14 protein-coding genes and 1 tRNA gene are annotated in these 19,471 nt (G+C 62.9%); 7 read left to right on the top strand and 8 right to left on the bottom strand.

Going from position 1 to position 19,471, the window contains the following annotated elements; genetic code table 11:
- Positions 1–127: 127 nt before the first annotated feature.
- The 5 genes from carB to gloB all read right to left on the bottom strand — a co-directional run bounded on the left by carB (position 128) and on the right by gloB (position 9,245).
- Positions 128–3,382, bottom strand: a complete 3,255-nt coding sequence (gene carB, locus DK391_RS11435; RefSeq protein ID WP_109478106.1) for a carbamoyl-phosphate synthase large subunit — start codon at positions 3,380–3,382, stop codon at positions 128–130.
- 137 nt (positions 3,383–3,519) lie between these two features.
- A complete protein-coding gene (carA, locus tag DK391_RS11430; protein WP_109478105.1) occupies positions 3,520–4,674 on the bottom strand; it encodes a glutamine-hydrolyzing carbamoyl-phosphate synthase small subunit in 1,155 nt (384 codons plus the stop codon).
- A 450-nt stretch (positions 4,675–5,124) separates the two neighbouring features.
- Complete coding sequence (locus DK391_RS11425) at positions 5,125–6,372, bottom strand: MFS transporter (protein ID WP_109478104.1); 1,248 nt, start codon at positions 6,370–6,372, stop codon at positions 5,125–5,127.
- A 249-nt stretch (positions 6,373–6,621) separates the two neighbouring features.
- Positions 6,622–8,298, bottom strand: a complete 1,677-nt coding sequence (locus tag DK391_RS11420) for a transglycosylase SLT domain-containing protein (protein ID WP_109478103.1) — start codon at positions 8,296–8,298, stop codon at positions 6,622–6,624.
- A gap of 155 nt (positions 8,299–8,453) precedes the next feature.
- Positions 8,454–9,245, bottom strand: coding sequence for a hydroxyacylglutathione hydrolase (gloB, locus tag DK391_RS11415; protein WP_109478142.1), 792 nt, complete (start codon positions 9,243–9,245; stop codon positions 8,454–8,456).
- Positions 9,246–9,264: 19 nt separating this feature from the next.
- Here gloB and DK391_RS11410 point away from each other — a divergent pair, with 19 nt between their 5' ends.
- The 6 genes from DK391_RS11410 (at position 9,265) to DK391_RS11385 (ending at position 14,069) form a co-directional block, all read left to right on the top strand.
- Positions 9,265–10,080, top strand: a complete 816-nt coding sequence (locus DK391_RS11410; RefSeq protein WP_109478102.1) for a class I SAM-dependent methyltransferase — start codon at positions 9,265–9,267, stop codon at positions 10,078–10,080.
- Positions 10,077–10,523 carry a ribonuclease HI gene (gene rnhA, locus DK391_RS11405; RefSeq protein ID WP_109478101.1) on the top strand — a complete coding sequence of 149 codons (447 nt, stop codon included), beginning with the start codon at positions 10,077–10,079 and terminating at the stop codon, positions 10,521–10,523. Before DK391_RS11410 ends, rnhA begins: the two co-directional genes overlap by 4 nt.
- Before the next feature lie 97 nt (positions 10,524–10,620).
- Positions 10,621–11,370 (top strand): DNA polymerase III subunit epsilon, encoded by a 750-nt coding sequence (gene dnaQ, locus DK391_RS11400; RefSeq protein WP_109478100.1) that lies wholly within the window; start codon positions 10,621–10,623, stop codon positions 11,368–11,370.
- 48 nt (positions 11,371–11,418) lie between these two features.
- Positions 11,419–11,493, top strand: a tRNA-Val gene (locus DK391_RS11395).
- Positions 11,494–11,814: 321 nt separating this feature from the next.
- Positions 11,815–12,204 (top strand): GtrA family protein, encoded by a 390-nt coding sequence (locus tag DK391_RS11390; protein WP_109478099.1) that lies wholly within the window; start codon positions 11,815–11,817, stop codon positions 12,202–12,204.
- A gap of 38 nt (positions 12,205–12,242) precedes the next feature.
- Positions 12,243–14,069, top strand: coding sequence for a glycosyltransferase 87 family protein (locus DK391_RS11385; protein WP_109478141.1), 1,827 nt, complete (start codon positions 12,243–12,245; stop codon positions 14,067–14,069).
- Between the two features lie 41 nt (positions 14,070–14,110).
- Here DK391_RS11385 and DK391_RS11380 read toward each other — a convergent pair whose 3' ends face one another.
- The 3 genes from DK391_RS11380 to DK391_RS11370 form a co-directional block, all read right to left on the bottom strand.
- Entirely contained in the window at positions 14,111–14,569 is a 459-nt protein-coding gene (locus DK391_RS11380; protein WP_109478140.1) for a DUF2214 family protein, read from the bottom strand.
- A 94-nt stretch (positions 14,570–14,663) separates the two neighbouring features.
- Entirely contained in the window at positions 14,664–15,521 is an 858-nt protein-coding gene (locus tag DK391_RS11375) for a hypothetical protein (protein WP_109478098.1), read from the bottom strand.
- A 254-nt stretch (positions 15,522–15,775) separates the two neighbouring features.
- The gene (locus tag DK391_RS11370; protein WP_109478097.1) at positions 15,776–16,840 is read right to left on the bottom strand and encodes a glycosyltransferase family 4 protein; all 1,065 of its coding nucleotides are present in this window, start codon (positions 16,838–16,840) and stop codon (positions 15,776–15,778) included.
- Positions 16,841–17,580: 740 nt separating this feature from the next.
- Between DK391_RS11370 and DK391_RS11365 the strand changes: the two genes are divergently transcribed.
- Positions 17,581–19,419 carry an ABC transporter ATP-binding protein gene (locus DK391_RS11365; protein ID WP_109478096.1) on the top strand — a complete coding sequence of 613 codons (1,839 nt, stop codon included), beginning with the start codon at positions 17,581–17,583 and terminating at the stop codon, positions 19,417–19,419.
- Positions 19,420–19,471: the final 52 nt, after the last annotated feature.

Here is a 19,471-nt window from a genome sequence, read left to right as displayed (position 1 = left end):
CCACAAAAAAAATCACCGCGGTTAAGTGCATCCCGTATGGTGGCCAGACGTGGCGCGAAGCCCGATCTGACACCTTAGGGACGCCGCTTAACCGCGGCACTTACGTCTTTGACAGAAATCTGAAGCCTTAGTTTAGGCGAGCATGGAGTCCTTGTAAATCATAGACTTCCAGGTCCTTCAGATAACGCAAACCTTCAACGGCGGCACGCGCGCCCGACATCGTCGTGTAGTACGTGACCTTCTGCGCCTGCGCGCTCATGCGAATCGAACGCGAATCGGCGATAGCGGCACGCGTTTCGTCGACTGTCGTGAACACCAGCGCGATCTCGCCGTTCTTGATCATGTCGACGATGTGCGGACGGCCGTCCTTCACCTTGTTGACGACCTTCACGGGAACGCCCGCCGCTTCGATCGCGGCCGCCGTGCCCTTGGTGGCCACGAGCGGATAGCCGAGTTCGTGCAGCATGCGCGCGACTTCGACGGCCTTCGGCTTGTCAGCGTCCATCACCGTCAGCAGCACCGTGCCCGATTCCGGCAGACGCGAACCCGCCGCGAGCTGCGACTTGAAGAGCGCTTCGCCGAACGTCTGGCCCACGCCCATCACTTCGCCTGTCGAACGCATTTCAGGTCCGAGGACGGGATCGACAGCCGGGAACTTGACGAACGGGAACACCGCTTCCTTCACGCTGAAGTACGGCGGGATCACTTCTTTCGTCACGCCTTGCTGCACGAGCTTCTGGCCGACCATGGCGCGCGCCGCGATCTTCGCGAGCGGCAAGCTGGTCGCCTTCGACACGTACGGCACCGTACGCGATGCGCGCGGATTCACTTCCAGCACGTAGATGACGTCCTTCTTCGAGCCGTCGGCCTGCGGCACCTGCTGGATCGCGAACTGCCCGTTCATCAGGCCGACCACGTTCAGCGCCTTTGCCATCGCGCCCGTCTGACGCTTCAGTTCCGTGACGGTTTCATTCGACAGCGAGTACGGCGGCAGCGAACAAGCCGAATCGCCCGAGTGGACGCCTGCCTGTTCGATGTGCTCCATCACGCCGCCGATAAACACGTTATCGCCGTCCGAGATGCAATCCACATCGCATTCGATCGCGTCGTTCAGGAAGCGGTCGAGCAGCACGGGCGAATCGTTCGATACCTTCACGGCCTCGCGCATATAGCGTTCGAGGTCGCGCGGCTCGTGGACGATTTCCATCGCGCGGCCGCCCAGCACGTACGAAGGACGCACGACCAGCGGATAGCCGATTTCGTCGGCAAGCTTGAGCGCTTCGTCTTCGGCACGCGCGGTGCGGTTCGGCGGCTGGCGCAGACCGAGGTCCTGCAGCAGCTTCTGGAAACGCTCGCGGTCTTCCGCTGCGTCGATCATGTCCGGCGACGTGCCGACGATCGGCACACCGTTCGCTTCGAGATCGAGCGCGAGCTTCAGCGGCGTCTGACCGCCGTACTGAACGATCACGCCGAGCGGCTTTTCCTTGTCGACGATTTCAAGCACGTCTTCGAGCGTCAGCGGCTCGAAGTACAGACGGTCGGACGTGTCGTAGTCGGTCGAAACGGTCTCAGGGTTGCAGTTGACCATGATCGTTTCGTAGCCGTCTTCGCGCATCGCGAGCGCGGCGTGCACGCAGCAGTAGTCGAACTCGATGCCCTGGCCGATCCGGTTCGGGCCGCCGCCGAGCACCATGATCTTCTTGTTCGTGGTCGGGTTGGCTTCGCACTCTTCCTCGTAGGTCGAGTACATGTAGGCCGTCTTCGTTGCAAACTCGGCAGCGCAGGTGTCGACGCGCTTGTAGACCGGGCGAACGTTCAGTTCGATACGGCGCTTGCGCACGTCCGGACCCGTCACGCCGAGCAGCTTGCCCAGACGGCGATCCGAGAAACCGCTCTGCTTCAGATACTTGAGTTCTTCCTTCGTCAGGCTCGCGAGCGTGCGGCCTTCCAGCGCCTTTTCCTTGCGGATGATCTCTTCGATCTGCGCGAGGAACCACGGGTCGATCGCCGTTTCTTCGAAGATTTCCTGTTGCGTCAGGCCAAGGCGGAATGCATCGCCGACGTACCAGATACGATCCGGACCGGCTTCGCCGATCTCGCGGATCACTTCGTCGCGGCTGGTGGTCTTTTCGTCCAGACCGTCGACGCCGACTTCCAGACCGCGCAGCGCTTTCTGGAACGATTCCTGGAACGTGCGGCCGATGGCCATCACTTCGCCAACCGACTTCATCTGCGTGGTCAGACGCGGATCGGCTTCGCGGAACTTCTCGAACGCGAAACGCGGAATCTTCGTGACGACGTAGTCGATGGTCGGTTCGAACGAAGCCGGCGTCTGACCGCCCGTGATTTCGTTCTTCAGTTCGTCCAGCGTGTAGCCGACGGCCAGCTTCGCCGCGACCTTGGCGATCGGGAAGCCCGTTGCCTTCGATGCCAGCGCCGACGAGCGCGACACACGCGGGTTCATTTCGATCACGATCATCCGGCCATCGACGGGATTGATCGAGAACTGGACGTTCGAACCGCCCGTATCCACGCCGATCTCGCGCAGCACCGCGAGCGATGCGTTACGCAGGATCTGATATTCCTTGTCGGTGAGCGTCTGTGCGGGTGCGACCGTGATCGAGTCGCCCGTGTGGATGCCCATCGGGTCGAGGTTTTCGATCGAGCAGACGATGATGCAGTTGTCCTTTTTGTCGCGGACCACTTCCATCTCGTACTCTTTCCAGCCGAGCAGCGATTCTTCGATCAGCAGTTCGCGCGTCGGCGACAGATCGAGACCGCGCTTGCAGATCTCTTCGAATTCTTCCCGGTTGTACGCAATACCGCCGCCCGAACCGCCGAGCGTGAACGACGGACGGATCACGATCGGATAACCGCCGCCGCCCGTGAACGCCGCGATTTCCGCGTGCACGGCCATCGCTTCTTCCATCGAATGCGCGATACCCGACTTCGCCGAGCCAAGGCCGATCTTCGTCATCGCGTCCTTGAACTTCTGGCGATCTTCGGCCTTGTCGATGGCTTCCGGCGATGCGCCGATCAGCTCGACGTTGTACTTCGTGAGCACGCCGTGGTGATGCAGATCGAGCGCGCAGTTCAGCGCCGTCTGGCCGCCCATCGTCGGCAGGATCGCGTCCGGGCGCTCCTTCGCGATGATGCGTTCGACCACTTCCCACGTGATCGGCTCGATGTAGGTGACGTCGGCCGTGTTCGGGTCGGTCATGATCGTCGCGGGATTGCTGTTGACGAGAATGACCTTGTAGCCTTCTTCACGCAGCGCCTTGCACGCCTGCGCGCCCGAGTAATCGAACTCGCACGCCTGGCCGATGATGATCGGACCCGCGCCGATAATGAGAATGCTCTTAATGTCTGTCCGCTTGGGCATAACGCTCTCGCTAATGTATTCCTGAGTTCTTACTGTTGGCGCGCTGGCGGTGTGCCGTTCGAGGCGGTCTGTTCGGACCGTGATCGAACGGCGTCGCGGGGCGCGCCTTTTCCGTCGCTGCTGTTACGAGCGCCTGCTTATGCCGCTGCCGACTTGTTGCCCTTCGCCGTGTCCATCAACGCCGTGAAGCGATCGAACAGATAGGCGACGTCGTGCGGACCCGGCGACGCTTCCGGGTGACCCTGGAAGCAGAACGCCGGCTTGTCCGTCAGCGCGAAGCCTTGCAGCGTGCCGTCGAACAGCGACACGTGCGTGACCTTCGCGTTGGCGGGCAGCGTGTCGGCGTCGACTGCGAAGCCGTGGTTTTGCGACGTGATGACCACGCGGCCGTCGTCGAGATCCTTCACGGGGTGATTCGCACCGTGGTGACCCGTCTTCATCTTCATCGTCTTCGCGCCGACGGCGAGACCCATGATCTGATGGCCAAGGCAGATGCCGAACGTCGGAATGCCGCGTTCGATGAATTCGCGCGTGGCGGCGATGGCGTAATCGCACGGTTCCGGATCGCCAGGACCGTTCGACAGGAACACGCCATCAGGATTGAGCGCCAGTGCGTCAGCGGCCGTGGCTTGCGCCGGCAGCACTGTGACCTGGCAGCCGCGTTCGGCCAGCATGCGGAGAATGTTGTACTTCACGCCGAAGTCGAACGCGACCACACGGTAGCGCGGCGTGTTTTGCATGCCGTAGCCGCTGCCCAGACGCCATTCCGTCTGCTTCCATTCGTACGGCTTTTGCGTCGACACGACTTTCGCGAGGTCCATGCCCGCGAGACCGGGGAACGAACGCGCGAGTTCGATTGCCTTCGCTTCGTCATCTGAGCCTGCGAGAATCGCGCCGTTCTGCGCGCCCTTGTCACGCAGAACGCGCGTCAGCTTGCGGGTGTCGATACCGGCGATGGCGACCACGCCTTCGGCCTTCAGGTAATCGGGGAGCGTGCGCTCCATGCGGAAATTGGATGCGAGAACAGGCAGATCACGGATGATCAGGCCGGCGGCATGGACTTTCGTGGCTTCGACATCTTCGGCATTCACGCCGACGTTGCCGATGTGCGGATACGTCAGCGTGACGATCTGGCGCGCGTAGCTGGGGTCGGTCAGGATTTCCTGATAGCCGGTGATGGCCGTGTTGAAAACGACTTCACCGATCGTATGACCGGGCGCGCCGATCGAGTAACCACGAAAGACCGTGCCGTCGGCGAGCGCGAGCAGAGCGGGAGAAAATGACGGCAACACGGGAGACTCCTTGGGGGAACACCCTGTTGCCGACCTGTCTATCCGTGCGGGCCGCGTCTGGCGCATCAATGATGCGCGCGCAGGCTCGCTCGCGTTGTCGCTGTTCGCGGGAAGTCGCATCTGGCGCCGCGGATCTGGCAGTTGGCCCATCGTGTAGGCGAACTGGCGGGTTGCGGGCCGGGCGACGGTAGCCGGGAGATTTCACGCATGAAAAACAACCGGGACTACAACGAAACGCGGCGGATGAACGGTGTGGGAGAGGTAGGCGCTAGGGTGCGGGTTGATAAGCTCAAACCTTGAAATTATAGCCTGAAATGGCCCTTCTCTCCAAATCCGAGATGGGCGATGGCGGGACGAGGGCGCTGCTGAAGGACGCTCATCCCCGGCAGGCTCGTTACACAGCGGGGCTGCGCCGCCCCTTTTACGCAAATTCAGGATACGGCCGGTTGCTTACGGCTGATGCTCGGCATGCATCGACGATGACGGGCTTTTGGCCAGCACGCGGCTCGGCAGCGCGTACCAGACGGCGCTCGCCAGTTGCAGCGCGACCAGAATGCCCCACGCCGTGAGATGCGCCGCAGGCGGATAGTGACCGTCGGTAGGCGTCCAGCGCGAGAGCACGGCGCCCACGCCAATCTGAAAGCCGAAGATCAACAGGAAGATGATCAGCGTCAGCGTCGTGTTCGCGCGGCCGATCAGATGCGGCGGGAAATGGCGCGCCAGCACTGCATAGCTCAGGATGCCGACGCCGCCGAAAATCCCGTAAGCCGCCCACAGCAGACCCGCGGGCAGCGGCGCGCGCAGCATGATCAGCAATTGCGTGACGACGAACAGCGCCATGCCGACGCCGCAAAACGCATACAGCGACACGCCGCGCCGCTCCATGCTGCGCGCCGCTGCGCCGAAACCCACGCAGCCGGCCATCATCGCGAAACCCAGCACGGACACCAGCGCAGCCGCCTCATGCGACTGGAAACCCGACACGTCGCGCAGCCACGCACCGACCCACAGCGACTGCATCGCGTAGAACACGCCCTGCGTGACGACCGAAAACGAAGCGATCTTCCAGAACGCTGCGCTGCGAAGGATGTGCCACGTGCCCTTGAACTGGCTGACGAGACTGGCCTGATGACGCGTCTCTGTCTGCTCCGGCGCGAACGCCCACAGCATCGCGGAGACGACGAGCGTCAGCACGACCAGCCCGAAACACACGGCGCGCCAGCTTGCGAAGGTCAGCAGCCACGTCAGCGGCGAGCCGACCACGACGCCGCCCAACCCGCCTACAGCCATCACCAGCCCGTTGATCAGCGGCAAACGTGCCGCCGGGAAATGCTGGGCAAGCGCCTTGAAAGCTCCACCCAGGCACACCGACACACCGACGCCAATCAGCAGCCGCCCCACCATCATCGTGCCGACGCCGTGCGCGGTCCCGAACACGCCAATGCCGATGGCCGCAAAAATCAGCATGCCCGCCGTCACGCGACGCGCGCCGAAATGATCGAGCAGCACGCCTGCGGGCAATTGCGCGCCAGCGAAACCGAGAAAGTACAGACTGGTCAAAAGGCCGAGATCGGCAGCCGTCAGGCCGAGTTCATGCGTGATCAGCGGCGCAAAGCCGAGATTCACGCCACGGAACACGTACGAAACGAAGTAACCGGCGGAGAACAGCAGAAAAACGCGGAGCGGCGTGGAGAACATGATGCGTCAGCAAGCTGGCCAGACAGGCCTGAGGCTGAACGATAGCCTAATCGTGTCCATCGTGGTGCAAGACCGCGTGCCGCGTGCGGACTCCCGGATGCAAACGCGCGGGACGGAAGCGTCGGCAGAAATGAAAAACGCCGTCACCAGATAGTGACGGCGTCAAGGAAATCGAGGAGAGATCGGAGCGCACTTCATGCGCTGCCCCCGCAACGCATGTTCGGTCATCCTCGGAAGAGCCGCTGTTGTTTACTTGCCCTTCTTCGCGTTGGCCGAGACCTTAGGGCGGCTACCAGTTTCAGCCTTCGACGCCTTGCCGGCCGACTGCGCCGAAACCTTCGTCACCTTGCCTTTTGCGGCAGGCGTTTTGCCGACGGGTTCCGACACCTTCACCACGCCAGTGTGGCCGCGGCCTCGCTTCTTATCGTAGCGCGATTCGGAACGCGTGGCTGCGACCTCGGCGCTCGCCTTTTCGACGCCGCCGCCCACGGGCACCGTCGCCAGTTTCTGCGGACCCGGCTCGCTCGGCATCGCTTTGCCAACGGGCACGTGCAGCACGACCACCTGACCCGGCATGACCATGTCGCGCTTCGTGCGGTTCCAGGCTTTCAACTGGCCGATCGACACATCGTAACGGTCGGCGATCATCGCCATCGACTGCTTGCGGCGCACGCGGATCAGCATCTTGCGCGTGTCGGGCACGTCCGGTTCCATCGCCAGCACAGCGCCTTCGGCGACGTCGGCGCTGATGTCTTCGTCGTCGTCATCGGCGCGCGGCACGACGATCGTCGAACCCGGCTTCAGGCGCATACCGGCCGGAATCTTGTTGACGGCCATCAGCGTGTCGGGCTCGACGCCGATTTTTTCGGCGATCGCCGCCGGGCGCGAGCGCTCCGTGACGGTATAAGTTGTCCACGACGACAGCGAACCCGTGTACGACTTCAGATTGCGTTCGAACGCGCTGGCATTGTCGAACGGCTGCAGGATCTGCGGTTGCGTCGCGCCGAGAATGACCGGCTTCTTGAACGATGGATTCAGCGAGCGGAATTCGTCCGGCGTCATGTTCGCGAGCTTCGCCGCCGTATCGACGTCGATGTCATGCGACGTCGTGACCGTGACGAAGTACGGGTGATTCGGAATGGACCGCAGCGTGAGACCGAAAACCTGCGGGTTCATCACGAGGTTCTTGACGGCCTGCAGCTTGGGCACGTAGTTGCGCGTTTCCATCGGCATGCGCAGGCTTTGGTAGTCGGTAGGCAGACCCGCCGCTTCGTTGCGCGCGATGGCGCGCTGCACGTTGCCCTCGCCCCAGTTGTACGCGGCGAGCGCCAAGTACCAGTCGCCGAACATATCGTGCAGACGCGACAGATAGTCGAGCGCAGCGCTGGTGGACGCGAGCACGTCACGGCGCTCGTCCTGCCACATGTTCTGCTTGAGGTTGTAGGTGCGGCCCGTGCCCGGCACGAACTGCCACATGCCCGCCGCCTTCGCCACGGACAACGCCTGCGGGTTATACGCGGACTCGATGAACGGCAGCAGCGCCAGTTCCGTCGGCATATGACGTGCTTCGAGTTCCTCGACGATGTGGTACAGGTATTTCTGCGACCGTTCGGTCATGCGCTGGACGTAGTCCGGGCGCTGTGCATACCAGTTCGCCTGCATGTCGACGAGGTCGCTTTGCAGGTCGGGCATCTGAAAACCACGGCGGATACGGCCCCAGAGATCGCTGTCCGCGCTCGTCAACTGATCGACCGAACCCTGGTCGACATTGATGGTTTCTTTGGCGGTGGCAGTCTTGCGAAGGGCGTCGGCTACGGCTTGCTGGCTAGCAGGATTGGAAGCGGTGGAAAGGCTATTCGTTGCTGGCCCCTGGCTCGCGCAAGCGGCGAGCGTCAGGACCAACAACGCGCAAAAGATAAATCTCATGAACGTCTCGGCTTCCAAAGGGGCTGGAATTTGCAGCCGATAGTACGAAAGTGCGCCCTTTACGTCAATCAGAAAAATGTGAAAAACGTAGCCAAATCTGAGGCTTGGCGTTTGTTTCTACGATTCGGATGAGCATAGCCCCATGCTTTACCCGGTTAGCGGAACCTGTTCTTCCACTCTCGCATCAATGTAAACGCGGCCAGGCGATCCGGCACCGATTCATGCAACTGCTCGGCGAGCGTTGCCTGAACGGACGGCTCGCCCGCGCGCAGGAACGGGTTGACGGCGCGTTCGTGAGCGATCGTGGTGGGCAATGTCGGCACGTGGCGGGCGCGCAGATCGGTTGCTTCGTCGCGCCACGCTTGCAAATCCCGATTGCCCGGTTCGCAGGCAAGCGCGAAGCGGATGTTCGACAGCGTGTATTCGTGCGCGCAGTGCACTTCCGTTGCGCCGGGCAACGCGGCAAGCGCGTCGAGCGACTTGAGCATCTGCGCGGGCGTGCCTTCGAACAGCCGGCCGCAGCCGCACGCGAACAGCGTGTCGCCGCAGAACACGTGCGGCGTGCCGCGCGGATCGGCTGCCTGGAAGTACGCGATGTGCCCACTCGTATGGCCGGGCACGTCGAGTATCGTGAAATCGAGCGCGGGCGCCGCGATGTGCACCTCGTCGCCCTGCTTCAGACGCTGCGTGAGATGGGCAATCGCTTCTCCGGCGGGGCCGTAGACGGGCACAAGCTGGCCATCCAGCAGATCGGCCACTCCGCCGACGTGGTCGGCATGATGGTGCGTGAGTAAAATAGCGCTCAGCCGCCATCCCCGTTTTGCCAGATAAGCCTTCACCGGGGCGGCGTCGCCCGGATCGACGACGACGGCGTGAGCGCCGTCGGAAACGACCCAGATGTAATTGTCATCAAATGCCGGGACGGGCACGTACTCGAGCGAATTCATAGGCGACGCATTCTTCAACATGTCTGACCGATCGATTATAGACTGGCCTGCCTGGACCACCTCCCCGCCCGGACGCTACGTGCTGGAGTGGGAGCAGGCGCAGCTCGACCGCGTCGTGTCCGACGTATTCGGCTACCACGCGCTGCAACTGGGCCTGCCGCAACTCGACGCGCTGCGCGAGAACCGCATGCCCTGCCGCGGTCTCGTGCTCGACGCCGAGAGCGGCGCCAGCGCGCCCTATACCTTTCCACGCGGCATCGCGGGCGGCATGCCCGAGCGGCACGCGCCGGCCGGACGCAGTGCCGTCTGGTGCGACCTGCTCGACCTGCCGTTTGAAGCGCAAAGCGTCGATCTGATCGTGATGCCCCACACGCTGGAATTCACCCGCGATCCGCACAGGCTGCTGCGCGAAGCCGAGCGCGTGCTGATGCCCGAGGGTCAGCTGATCATTCTCGGCTTCAATTCGCTGTCGCTGTGGGGCGCGCGGCAGTCGTTCGGCAAGGTCGCCGGGCGGCCGTTCGTGCCTGCGGCGCATGACCTGATCGCGTTTACGCGTCTCAAGGACTGGATCAAGCTGCTCGGTTTCGACCTTGAACGCGGGCGCTTCGGCTGCTATCGTCCGCCCCTCGTTGGCGAGAAATGGCTGTCGCGCTATCAGTTCATGGAAGCCGCCGGCGACCGCTGGTGGCCGATTTTCGGCGCCGTGTACATGGTCACGGCCATCAAGCGCGTGCGCGGCATGCGCCTGGTGGGTCCACTGAAAGTCAAGAAGCCCGTGCTGGCCGCCGGCCTCGCGCCCGCTGCCACGCCCAACACCCGCAACAAGGCAAAATGAGTTCTGATCTGATCGAAATTTTCACCGACGGTGCCTGCAAGGGTAATCCAGGCCCCGGCGGCTGGGGCGCGCTGCTGCGTTTCGGCACGCAGGAAAAAGAGCTGTTCGGCGGCGAAGCGAACACGACCAACAACCGCATGGAACTGATGGCCGTGATCGCTGCGCTCGAGGCGCTCAAGCGTCCGTGCAAGGCCGTCGTGCACACCGATTCGCAATACGTGCAGAAAGGCATCAGCGAGTGGATTCATGGCTGGAAAAAGAAAGGCTGGGTGACGGCGGCCAAGGCACCCGTCAAGAACGCCGACCTATGGAAGCGACTCGACGCGCTCACGCAGCAACACGAACTCGAATGGCGCTGGGTCAAAGGCCACGCGGGCCATCCGGAGAACGAGCGCGCGGATGCGCTCGCCAATCGCGGCGTCGCGTCGCTGGCCGGGCTTTGAGTTGTTTGCGAGCCGTTTTTTGCACGTTCGCGGCGGGCTTTAGAGAGCCTTATTCTTTTTCACGCTTCAAGCATCCACACAGGCAGACAACACCGACATGCGTCAAATCATTCTCGAAACGGAAACGACAGGACTGAACGCGAGAAGCGGCGACCGCATCATCGAAATCGGTTGCGTCGAACTGGTGAACCGTCGGCTGACGGGCAACAACCTGCACTTCTACGTCAATCCCGAGCGCGATAGCGATCCGGGCGCGCTGGCCGTGCACGGCCTGACCACCGAATTCCTGAGCGACAAGCCCAAGTTCGCCGAGATCGCCAATGAACTGCGCGACTTCGTGAAGGACGCGGAACTCATCATTCACAACGCGCCGTTCGATATCGGCTTCCTCGAAGCCGAATTCGCGCTGCTCGGCCTGCCGTCGTTCAAAGACCATTGCGGCGAGGTGATCGATACGCTGGTGCGCGCGAAGTCGATGTTCCCGGGCAAGCGCAATTCGCTCGACGCGCTCTGCGACCGCTTCGGCATCAGCAACGCGCACCGTACGCTGCACGGCGCGTTGCTCGACTCGGAGCTGCTCGCTGAAGTCTATCTGGCGATGACGCGCGGCCAGGAAAGCCTCGTGATCGACATGATCGGCGAAGCGGCTGCAAACGAAGCCAACGGCACGAAGCGCGTGAAACTCGACACGCTCGATCTCGTGGTGCTCACGGCAACGGACGACGAACTCGCCGCGCACGAAGCGCTGCTCGATGGTCTCGACAAATCGATAAAGGGAACCAGCGTGTGGCGCACCCAACCCGCTGCCGACAACGCGTCCGAATCAGCCGATGCGCAAATTGCTTAAAAAGTACTTGCCGAAGTCTAAAAGGCCTGACATAATCTGCCTCTCTTCGGGTGGTTAGCTCAGCGGTAGAGCACTGCCTTCACACGGCAGGGGTCACTGGTTCGATCCCAGTACTACCCACCAGATTCATGGGTATGTAGAACCCGAAGAATAAAGGCCCTCTGGCGAAAGCCGAGGGCCTTTTTCATTTCCGGTCCGTCCTGATCACGATGCATGCTTTGCTGCGTGCGTGTCCATATCGCCGCCACACCCGGCTCGAACAAACGGGCCACGCCCGATGCGTGCGATAAAATAGCCGCGCTTCGCGTGCGCTCCATCACCGTCGCCTGCGCAGCCCGTCAACATCTTCCTTTATCGTCCGATGCCTCTTTACGATTCGCTTCGACCGGCCGTGCCGGCTTTCCGCTGCAACGAGGCAGCGACACTAGCGGGACGAGCCATCCAATGAAGCGTGAACTACTGCGTTTCGCCATCGCCGGCGTCATCGGACTCGTGGTCGATGCCGGCGTGCTGTACGGCATGCTTGCGCTGGGCGCGGGTTATTTCGTCGGCCGCGCGGTGTCGTTTCTTGCTGCCGTATGGTCGACATGGCAGATCAACCGACGCTTCACATTCGTCGAAAGCAGCAACCGGTCGGCATGGTCCGAATGGTGGCATTACCTGTTCGCGATGCTCGGTGGCGGCGTCGTCAACTACGCAGCGTATAGCGCAACCGTCGTGATGCTGCCGAAGAACGGCTTGCTGCCGCTGATCGCCGTTGCCGTCGGCTCGCTCGCGGGCATGACGGTCAACTTCGTGAGCGCGAAACTGTGGGTCTTCAAGGCCCGCTCGTGACGCCTCATTCCGCGAAGCCGGATCTTCAGAGCAGCGCGATGTCGACTACAACGCGCACGCGCATTGTCGATCTGCGCTCGCGTCGCGCGATGACAGTCGCATGCGTGATCGTGCCACTGCTGTTCGGGCTGTACTCGTTGATGCTCGGCGCGGACGCGAACTGGGATCTCTACAACTACCACCTGTACAACCCGTTCGCATGGCTGCACGGCAAACTGCAGACCGACCTCGCGCCCGCCGGCATGCAGACGTATTTCAATCCGCTGCTCGACTCGGCGCTGTACCTGTTGAACACGCATCTGCCTTCGCGCGTCGTCGGATTTCTGCTCGGCGTGCTGCATGGCTCGACGTTCGTGCTGATCGTTGCGATTGCGCGCCAGGTGTGGCCCGCCACATCGGATGACGAACGATACCGCCTGCCTGTCCTCATCGCCGCAGCCGGGTGCCTCACGGCCAACTTTCTGTCGGGACTCGGCAACTCGATGGGCGACGACACAACCGCATTGCTCGTGCTGGGCGGCCTGCTCATCGCGCTCTCGAACTGGCAACGCCTTGGCGAATTCACCGCGCGCGCGGTCGCCGCGTCGATCGCGAGCGGCCTGCTGGTTGGGTTCGCCACCGGCCTCAAGCTGACCAACGCGCTGTTCGCCGTCGCGCTGTGCGTGAGCCTGCTGAGCTATCCCGGCGCGTTGACGGTGCGCGTGCGCATTGCGTTTCTGTTCGGCGTCGGCGTGCTGCTCGGCATGGCCACGACGACGGGCTTCTGGATGCTGCATCTGTGGCAACAGTTCGGTAATCCGCTCTATCCGCAGTTCGGCAAGTTCTTTCCGAATCCGCTCACGATTCCCGCCGCCCAGGCCGACACGCGCTGGCTGCCGCGCAATCTCGCCGAAACACTGCTGTGGCCGTTCATCATCGCGGCAGATTCGAAGCGCGTCGGCGAGACGCCGATTCGCCAGATCATCTGGCCAATCGTCTACGTCGTGTTCGTGTGGTGGGCACTCGTTCGTGCAACCGTACGCTTCAAGCCGCAAGCTCGCGCCGCGCTCGAACCGAAGCAGCGCTTTGTGGTGCTGTTCGTCGTGCTCGGCTTTGTCGTGTGGATGAAGCTGTTCAGCATCTACCGCTATATCGTTCCCATCGAAATGCTGGCGCCGATGGTGCTGGTGCTGCTGCTCGACCGGCTGCTGCCCGCCCGCGTGGCGCGGCGCGCGTCGAAGTGGCTGCTGATCGCGGCCACGGTCGTCGTGGTGACGGGCGGCGCGCGCACGTGGGGCCATGAAGGCTGGGCCGATCCGCTCTATCACGCGCACCTTCCGCCGCTTGCCCAGCCGGAACGCACGACGGTTGTTATCAGGAGCACGACGACAGGCTGGGCATGGATCGCGACGCGCTTTCCCGATACGGTCGCGTTCACGCAAATCGACAGCAGCTTCCCCGCCAGCGATGCATTTCGTGCGCGCGTCGTGGCATTCGCACGCGAGCGCGGCGGCCCGTCGTTCGCGTTGATCGACGGCGCGCACAACTGGCGCGAGGACAGCGTGAACAACATCAACGACGTCGCCGCGACGCTCGGGCTGACCCGCTCGGCGGGCGGCTGTCATGCGCTGAACTGGGCGGTATCGAAGCTGCGACTGCATGCCGCCGTCGAAACGCCGCGCGATGCGTCCGAGCAATGCCATCTGGGCCTGCGTGCCGACGACCGCTGCGATCTCGCGGCGCGCAATCGCCAGCTCGCCGCCGATGCTGCCGCTGCATTCGAGCGAGCCGGGTTCAGCTTCGATGCATCGTCATGCACGCCCTACGAAGCCGGCATCGGCAAAGGCGTGCTTGCGTGGCAATGGTGCCGTATCGCGCCGCGCTGAACATGACTCGCTTCTGACTGACCGCCAACGGGCACGCAACCTCACGCCGCGCCCGCCCCGATGCCGCGCGCCATGCCCGACGCGGCCAGCACCATCACCACCAGCAGAATGCCCTGCCAATGCCCGATGCGCGCCATACGGCGCGCACGGGAAAGATCGGGCGTCTCGCCGCTGCGCATGGCCGCACGCCAACGGATCAAGGTCATCATCGGTGCGATTTCGAGCGCGAGGATCAGCACGAGCGCGGCCATCTTGATGTGAAAGAGCGGCTCATGCAGGTAGTAATCGGCACCCTTTTCGAAGCCGCCGAACGCGCGCATCAGCCCCGTCACGATCATCACGACAGCCGTGATGCCCCAGACGCTGTCCGCGGCAAACACACGCTGTAACCCCGCCGGACCCGACAGACGGCGCAGACCGCGCGTGCGTCCGACGATCGCGGCGAGCGCAAATCCGTAACCCAGCAGATGAATCGCGGCCAGTAACCAGCGGATCAGCATGAACATCTCCCGTTCGATGCAAGGCGGTTGGCGCTTCAGAACCGTGTGGAACCACGCGCGCGCGGCACGCAGGCACCGCGCACGGAGAACGACGTCAGGCCTGGCGCAGGTTCGCGTCGAGCGCGCGCGCCGCGACACGGTCGCCTTCCGTCGAAAGCGGCGTCCTGAAGACGGTCTGTCGATTGTGACCGGCGGCAGCGGGCGAATCCCACGTCAGTTCGATCCTGGGACGCCGTAGCAAGCCGCCCACACCCGCGCGCTCGAGTGTCGCGTGTCCGTTCGGGATCGGCGGCACGGTGGCCGCTTGCGCGCCCGACAGATCGACGGCCTGCGACGCCCGCATTGCGCCCGCTGCGCGTTGCGTCCCGTCATGCCAGCGCAGCGCAAGCTCGCGCGCGTCGTACTGGCCGAGTTTGCGGCTCTCCGCCCAGACGATGGCCGTGCGCGTGACGGTATCGATGGATATGGCAAAACGGCCGATCGCGAAACGGCGCGCAGCGATATTCGTGCGCCACAACGCGCGCGGCCGGCAGATCCACACGACCACGGCATACAGCGTCGGTGCCGCAAGCAGCCAGCCGTTGGTCGCGGCGACCGCACTGAACGCACGCCGCCAACCCGCCGCCCACACGAACGCACCCACCGACCAGACCGCGAACAGCAATCCTAGAAACGCGAACAGCCGCAGCGCCTGCCGCAGCCATTGCGGCAACGGATGGAACGGCCGCTCGGCGCGCGCCTTGGCGCCCGGCAGGAAGATCAGAAGAAACAGGAAAACGAGATTGATGCACGCCCACGGCGACGATGCCATGGCCTGCAAGGCGGTGAGCGGGTCCATCTCGCCCATCGAGAAAAGCCAGCGAGCCAGTATCACGAGACCGATGGCGCGAAGCGCGAACATCGTGCCGGCGCCGGGCGCCGCGCTCGCACGCGTCTGTTTCGTTCTCGCCAAAGCACTCTCCTCGTCTTGACCGGCTGCACCGGATTTGCGGCACGGCCATTATAGGGATATTACCGATTCGTCTCACGGTTGCCGGGCGGCGAACGCACACTTTCGACACATTCGACGCGCGTTGGGCGCCCGTGTGCGGCGCAAATGCAACAACGCCCCGCATGTTCGACACATGCGGGGCGTTGTTAGCTCACCGTCAGTGCCGCACGAGGACGTTTTACCGTCCTGCGCGGCTGGCGATGCTGGCGACCAGATCAGCCTGCGTTGACTTCGCGCAGCACCGTGCGGCGCTTGGCGTGCAGCAGTTCTTCGTAGGTCTTCAGGTAGTTCTGCGCCATCACCTTCGACGTGAAGCGGTCTTCGAATGCCTTGCGAACCTTCGCACGCGGCAGCTGGTCGAGACGCTTGAGCGCGGCGACCGCGCTGATTTCGTCTTCGACGACGAAGCCCGACACGCCGTTTTCGATCACTTCCGGCACCGAGCCGCGGTTGAACGCGATCACGGGCGTGCCGCAAGCCATCGCCTCGATCATCACCAGACCGAAAGGCTCCGGCCAGTCGATCGGGAACACGAGTGCGTGCGCGTTGCCGAGGAACTCACGCTTGTCGGCTTCGCCGATTTCGCCGATGTACTCGACGTGCGGCAGCGCCATCAGCGGCTTGATGACTTCTTCGTAGTAGGCGCGGTCGGCCTTGTCGATCTTGGCAGCGACCTTCAGCTTCATGCCTGCCTGGCCAGCGATGCGGATCGCGCGGTCAAGACCCTTCTCCGGCGAAACACGGCCGAGGAATGCGAGGTAGCCCGGCTCTACGTCGGGGATCGGCGTAAGCACGTTTTCCGGCAGGCCGTGGTACACCGTCGACAGCCAGTGCGCCTGCGGCAGCGGCTGGCGCTGGTTGTCCGAGATCGACACGACGGGCACGTCGTTGAAGGTGTTGAAGATCGGCTGCAGTTCGGGCAGGTCGAGACGGCCGTGCATGGTCGTCAGGAACGGCACTTCCTGGCGTGCGAACAGCGAGAACGGGTAGTAATCGATGTGGAAATGCAGCACGTCGAATTCGTCCGCGCGGCGGCGCACTTCTTCCAGCAGCAGCATGTGCGGCGCCATCACGTCGCGGATCGTCGGGTCGAGGCGCAGTGCCTGCGGCCAGAATGCTTCCAGCTTTGCCGAGGTTTGCGAATCGCCGCTCGCAAAAAGCGTCACGTCGTGTCCCAGCTCGACCAGCGCCTCCGTCAGGTTCGACACGACACGTTCCGTGCCGCCGTAGAGCTTGGGAGGAACCGCCTCGTGCAAGGGAGCGATTTGAGCGATTCGCATAATGAAGAACTCCTCGTAAAAAATCAGGCAAAAAGACTGCAGTTTGGAAAAAGCGACTTCGCTTGCTCGCCAGGGCGCCCGGTTCGATATGCAGCCCTACGCTGCACCAGACACGAGCCTGATTCTTTCGAGAAATTCCTGCGATGGATCGCTTGGTAAGACGCCAGCTTGGTCAATGTCAAAGTCTGTGCTCAAGCCTTAAACGCGGCTCGTGTCCGGACGTTGACAAACTGTCAGTTATTTCCTGACGCGACCGAGCATGCATTATCAATGCCTGCCTGGCGGACCGGCTCCAACATTTCAAAGTCTTTACGTTGTTACAAACGCGAAACACTCTGCAAACCCTTGTTTTCTCAAGGCGTTTTACATTGGATGCCCTGCATCGGCGCTGGCGCCGGAAGCCGTTCGTCGTCATCTGCGATGACGCGTACGCGAAAGTGGTCTCGTTAAAGAGCGCCGACTCGCCGGCTCGTATGCAATCTGTAATTATATCTTGAAATTGAAGGTCACTCACGTGAACCACTTGGCCGCAGGCGGGTCAAGCCTGGGAAACCTTACCGGCAAGTTGTCGCGAAAATAATCGCGCCCCCTTTGGCCGTATCGCCATGCGAAATGGCTTTTGCATGTTTACAATGCGGGGCCTACGCTGGTGTAACGCGCCGTATTTCCAGGCACAACCGTTGCACGGCTTAACCCCGATTTCAGACCGTCACAAACCGACCGACCAAACGAACGAACAATTGGAACATCTGACCATCGCCCAGCGAAACGCCCATAACGCAAAGCTCGCGAGCTATGCAAACCGGCCGCTCGCGTTCCTCTTCCGCTTTATTCGCCGCCATCCGGTCGCTCATCTGATCGTGCTGGGCAGCGTGTTTGCGGCCGTGGGCTGTGCACTCGCCTCGCAGTACGCGATCAAGCATCTGATCGACGTGCTCGGCGAAGGCCGTCATCATCCGGGGCCGTTGTGGGGCGCGTTCGCGATCCTCGTCGGTCTGATCGCCGCCGACAATCTGTTGTGGCGCGTCGGCGGCTGGGTCGCCGCGCACACCTTCGTGGCCGTCACGGGGGACCTGCGCAAAGACCTCTTCCAGTATCTGACGGGCCATTCGCCCACCTATTACGCCGAAAAGCAGCCGGGCACGCTGGCCAGCCGGATCACCGCGACGTCCAACGCCGTCTACACGGCCGAAAACACCACCGCGTGGAACGTGCTGCCGCCGTGTATCGCCGTGGTGGGCGCGATCGTGATGATCGTGACCGTCAACCCGCTGATGGCGCTCGGCCTGCTGACCTGCTCGGCCATTCTCTCCGTCGTGCTGTTCAAGCTCGCGGGCCGCGGCTCGGCCCGGCATCACAATTTTGCGTCGAAGGCGGCAGCTGTCGACGGCGAACTCGTCGATGTGATCGGCAATATGGCGCTGGTACGTGCATTCGGCATGACCTTCCGCGAACAGAAGCGCTTCGGCGCGACCGTGAAGTCGGAAATGGTCGCGCGCCAGCAAAGCCTGCTGTATCTGGAAAAGCTGCGTCTGCTGCACGCGGTCATCACAGCGCTGCTGTCGGCCGGGCTGCTCGGCTGGGCGCTGTGGCTGTGGGATCAGGGCAAGGCGACCTCGGGCGACATCGTGCTGGTCAGTTCGCTCGGCTTCACCATCCTGCACGGCACGCGCGACCTCGCCGTCGCGCTGGTCGATGTGACGCAGCACATCGCCCGTCTGGCGGAAGCCGTGAAGACGCTGCTCGAGCCGCACGGCATGCCCGACCACAACGATGCCTCCGAACTCGTACCGCAAGGCGGCCGCGTAACGTTCGACAAGGTGACCTTTGCGTATCCGAAGCGTCGCCCGATCCTCGATCACTTCGATCTCGACATTCCCGCTGGCCAGCGTGTCGGCCTGATCGGCAAGTCGGGCGCGGGCAAGTCGCCCGTGCTGGCGCTGCTGCAGCGTTTCTACGAGACACAGGGCGGACAGATCCTGATCGACGGCCAGGAGATCTCGGCGATCTCGCAGGACAGCCTGCGCCATTCGATCGCGCTGGTGCCGCAAGATATCTCGCTGTTCCATCGCTCGGTCTACGACAACATCGCGTACGGCCGGCCTGAGGCAACCCGCGACGAAGTGCTCGCCGCCGCACGCGAAGCGCGCTGCACGGACTTTATCGAAGCGATGCCGGAAGGTTTCGATACGATCGTCGGCGACCGTGGCGTGAAGTTGTCGGGCGGTCAGCGGCAGCGCATCGCGATCGCGCGCGCAATCCTCAAGAATGCGCCGATCCTGCTGCTCGACGAAGCGACTTCCGCGCTCGACAGCGCGTCGGAAGAAGCGATCCAGAAGGCACTCGACCGGCTGATGGTGGGCCGTACGGTGATCGCGATTGCGCACCGGCTGTCGACGCTGCACAACTTCGACCGCATCATCGTGATGAGCGCAGGCAAGGTCATCGACGACGGCAGTCCCGAAGAACTGCGCAATCGTCCTGGCCTCTATCGCGATCTGCTGTCGAAGCAGTTCGGCAAGCACTCGACGCTGCATGTCGGCGGCGGCAAGAAGCTCGATGAGCAGCACGTCGCGTGATGCGCGCTTCGAACTGAACTGTTCGAACAATAAAAAAAGCCGCTCTGGAGCG

The organism is Paraburkholderia sp. C35 (genome assembly GCF_003121405.1).
Classification (GTDB): Bacteria; Pseudomonadota; Gammaproteobacteria; order Burkholderiales; family Burkholderiaceae; genus Paraburkholderia.
The sequence above is the reverse complement of the archived record's forward strand: the minus strand, read 5'-3'. Positions and strand labels throughout refer to the sequence as shown.

What these genes read in the sequence shown, in the direction of transcription:
- carB (WP_109478106.1), bottom strand. Translation starts at nt 3,382, where the DNA reads ATGCCCAAGCGGACAGACATTAAGAGCATTCTCATTATCGGCGCGGGT.
- DK391_RS11425 (WP_109478104.1), bottom strand. Translation starts at nt 6,372, where the DNA reads ATGTTCTCCACGCCGCTCCGCGTTTTTCTGCTGTTCTCCGCCGGTTAC.
- DK391_RS11420 (WP_109478103.1), bottom strand. Translation starts at nt 8,298, where the DNA reads ATGAGATTTATCTTTTGCGCGTTGTTGGTCCTGACGCTCGCCGCTTGC.
- gloB (WP_109478142.1), bottom strand. Translation starts at nt 9,245, where the DNA reads ATGAATTCGCTCGAGTACGTGCCCGTCCCGGCATTTGATGACAATTAC.
- DK391_RS11410 (WP_109478102.1), top strand. Translation starts at nt 9,265, where the DNA reads ATGTCTGACCGATCGATTATAGACTGGCCTGCCTGGACCACCTCCCCG.
- rnhA (WP_109478101.1), top strand. Translation starts at nt 10,077, where the DNA reads ATGAGTTCTGATCTGATCGAAATTTTCACCGACGGTGCCTGCAAGGGT.
- dnaQ (WP_109478100.1), top strand. Translation starts at nt 10,621, where the DNA reads ATGCGTCAAATCATTCTCGAAACGGAAACGACAGGACTGAACGCGAGA.
- DK391_RS11390 (WP_109478099.1), top strand. Translation starts at nt 11,815, where the DNA reads ATGAAGCGTGAACTACTGCGTTTCGCCATCGCCGGCGTCATCGGACTC.
- DK391_RS11385 (WP_109478141.1), top strand. Translation starts at nt 12,243, where the DNA reads ATGTCGACTACAACGCGCACGCGCATTGTCGATCTGCGCTCGCGTCGC.
- DK391_RS11380 (WP_109478140.1), bottom strand. Translation starts at nt 14,569, where the DNA reads ATGCTGATCCGCTGGTTACTGGCCGCGATTCATCTGCTGGGTTACGGA.
- DK391_RS11370 (WP_109478097.1), bottom strand. Translation starts at nt 16,840, where the DNA reads ATGCGAATCGCTCAAATCGCTCCCTTGCACGAGGCGGTTCCTCCCAAG.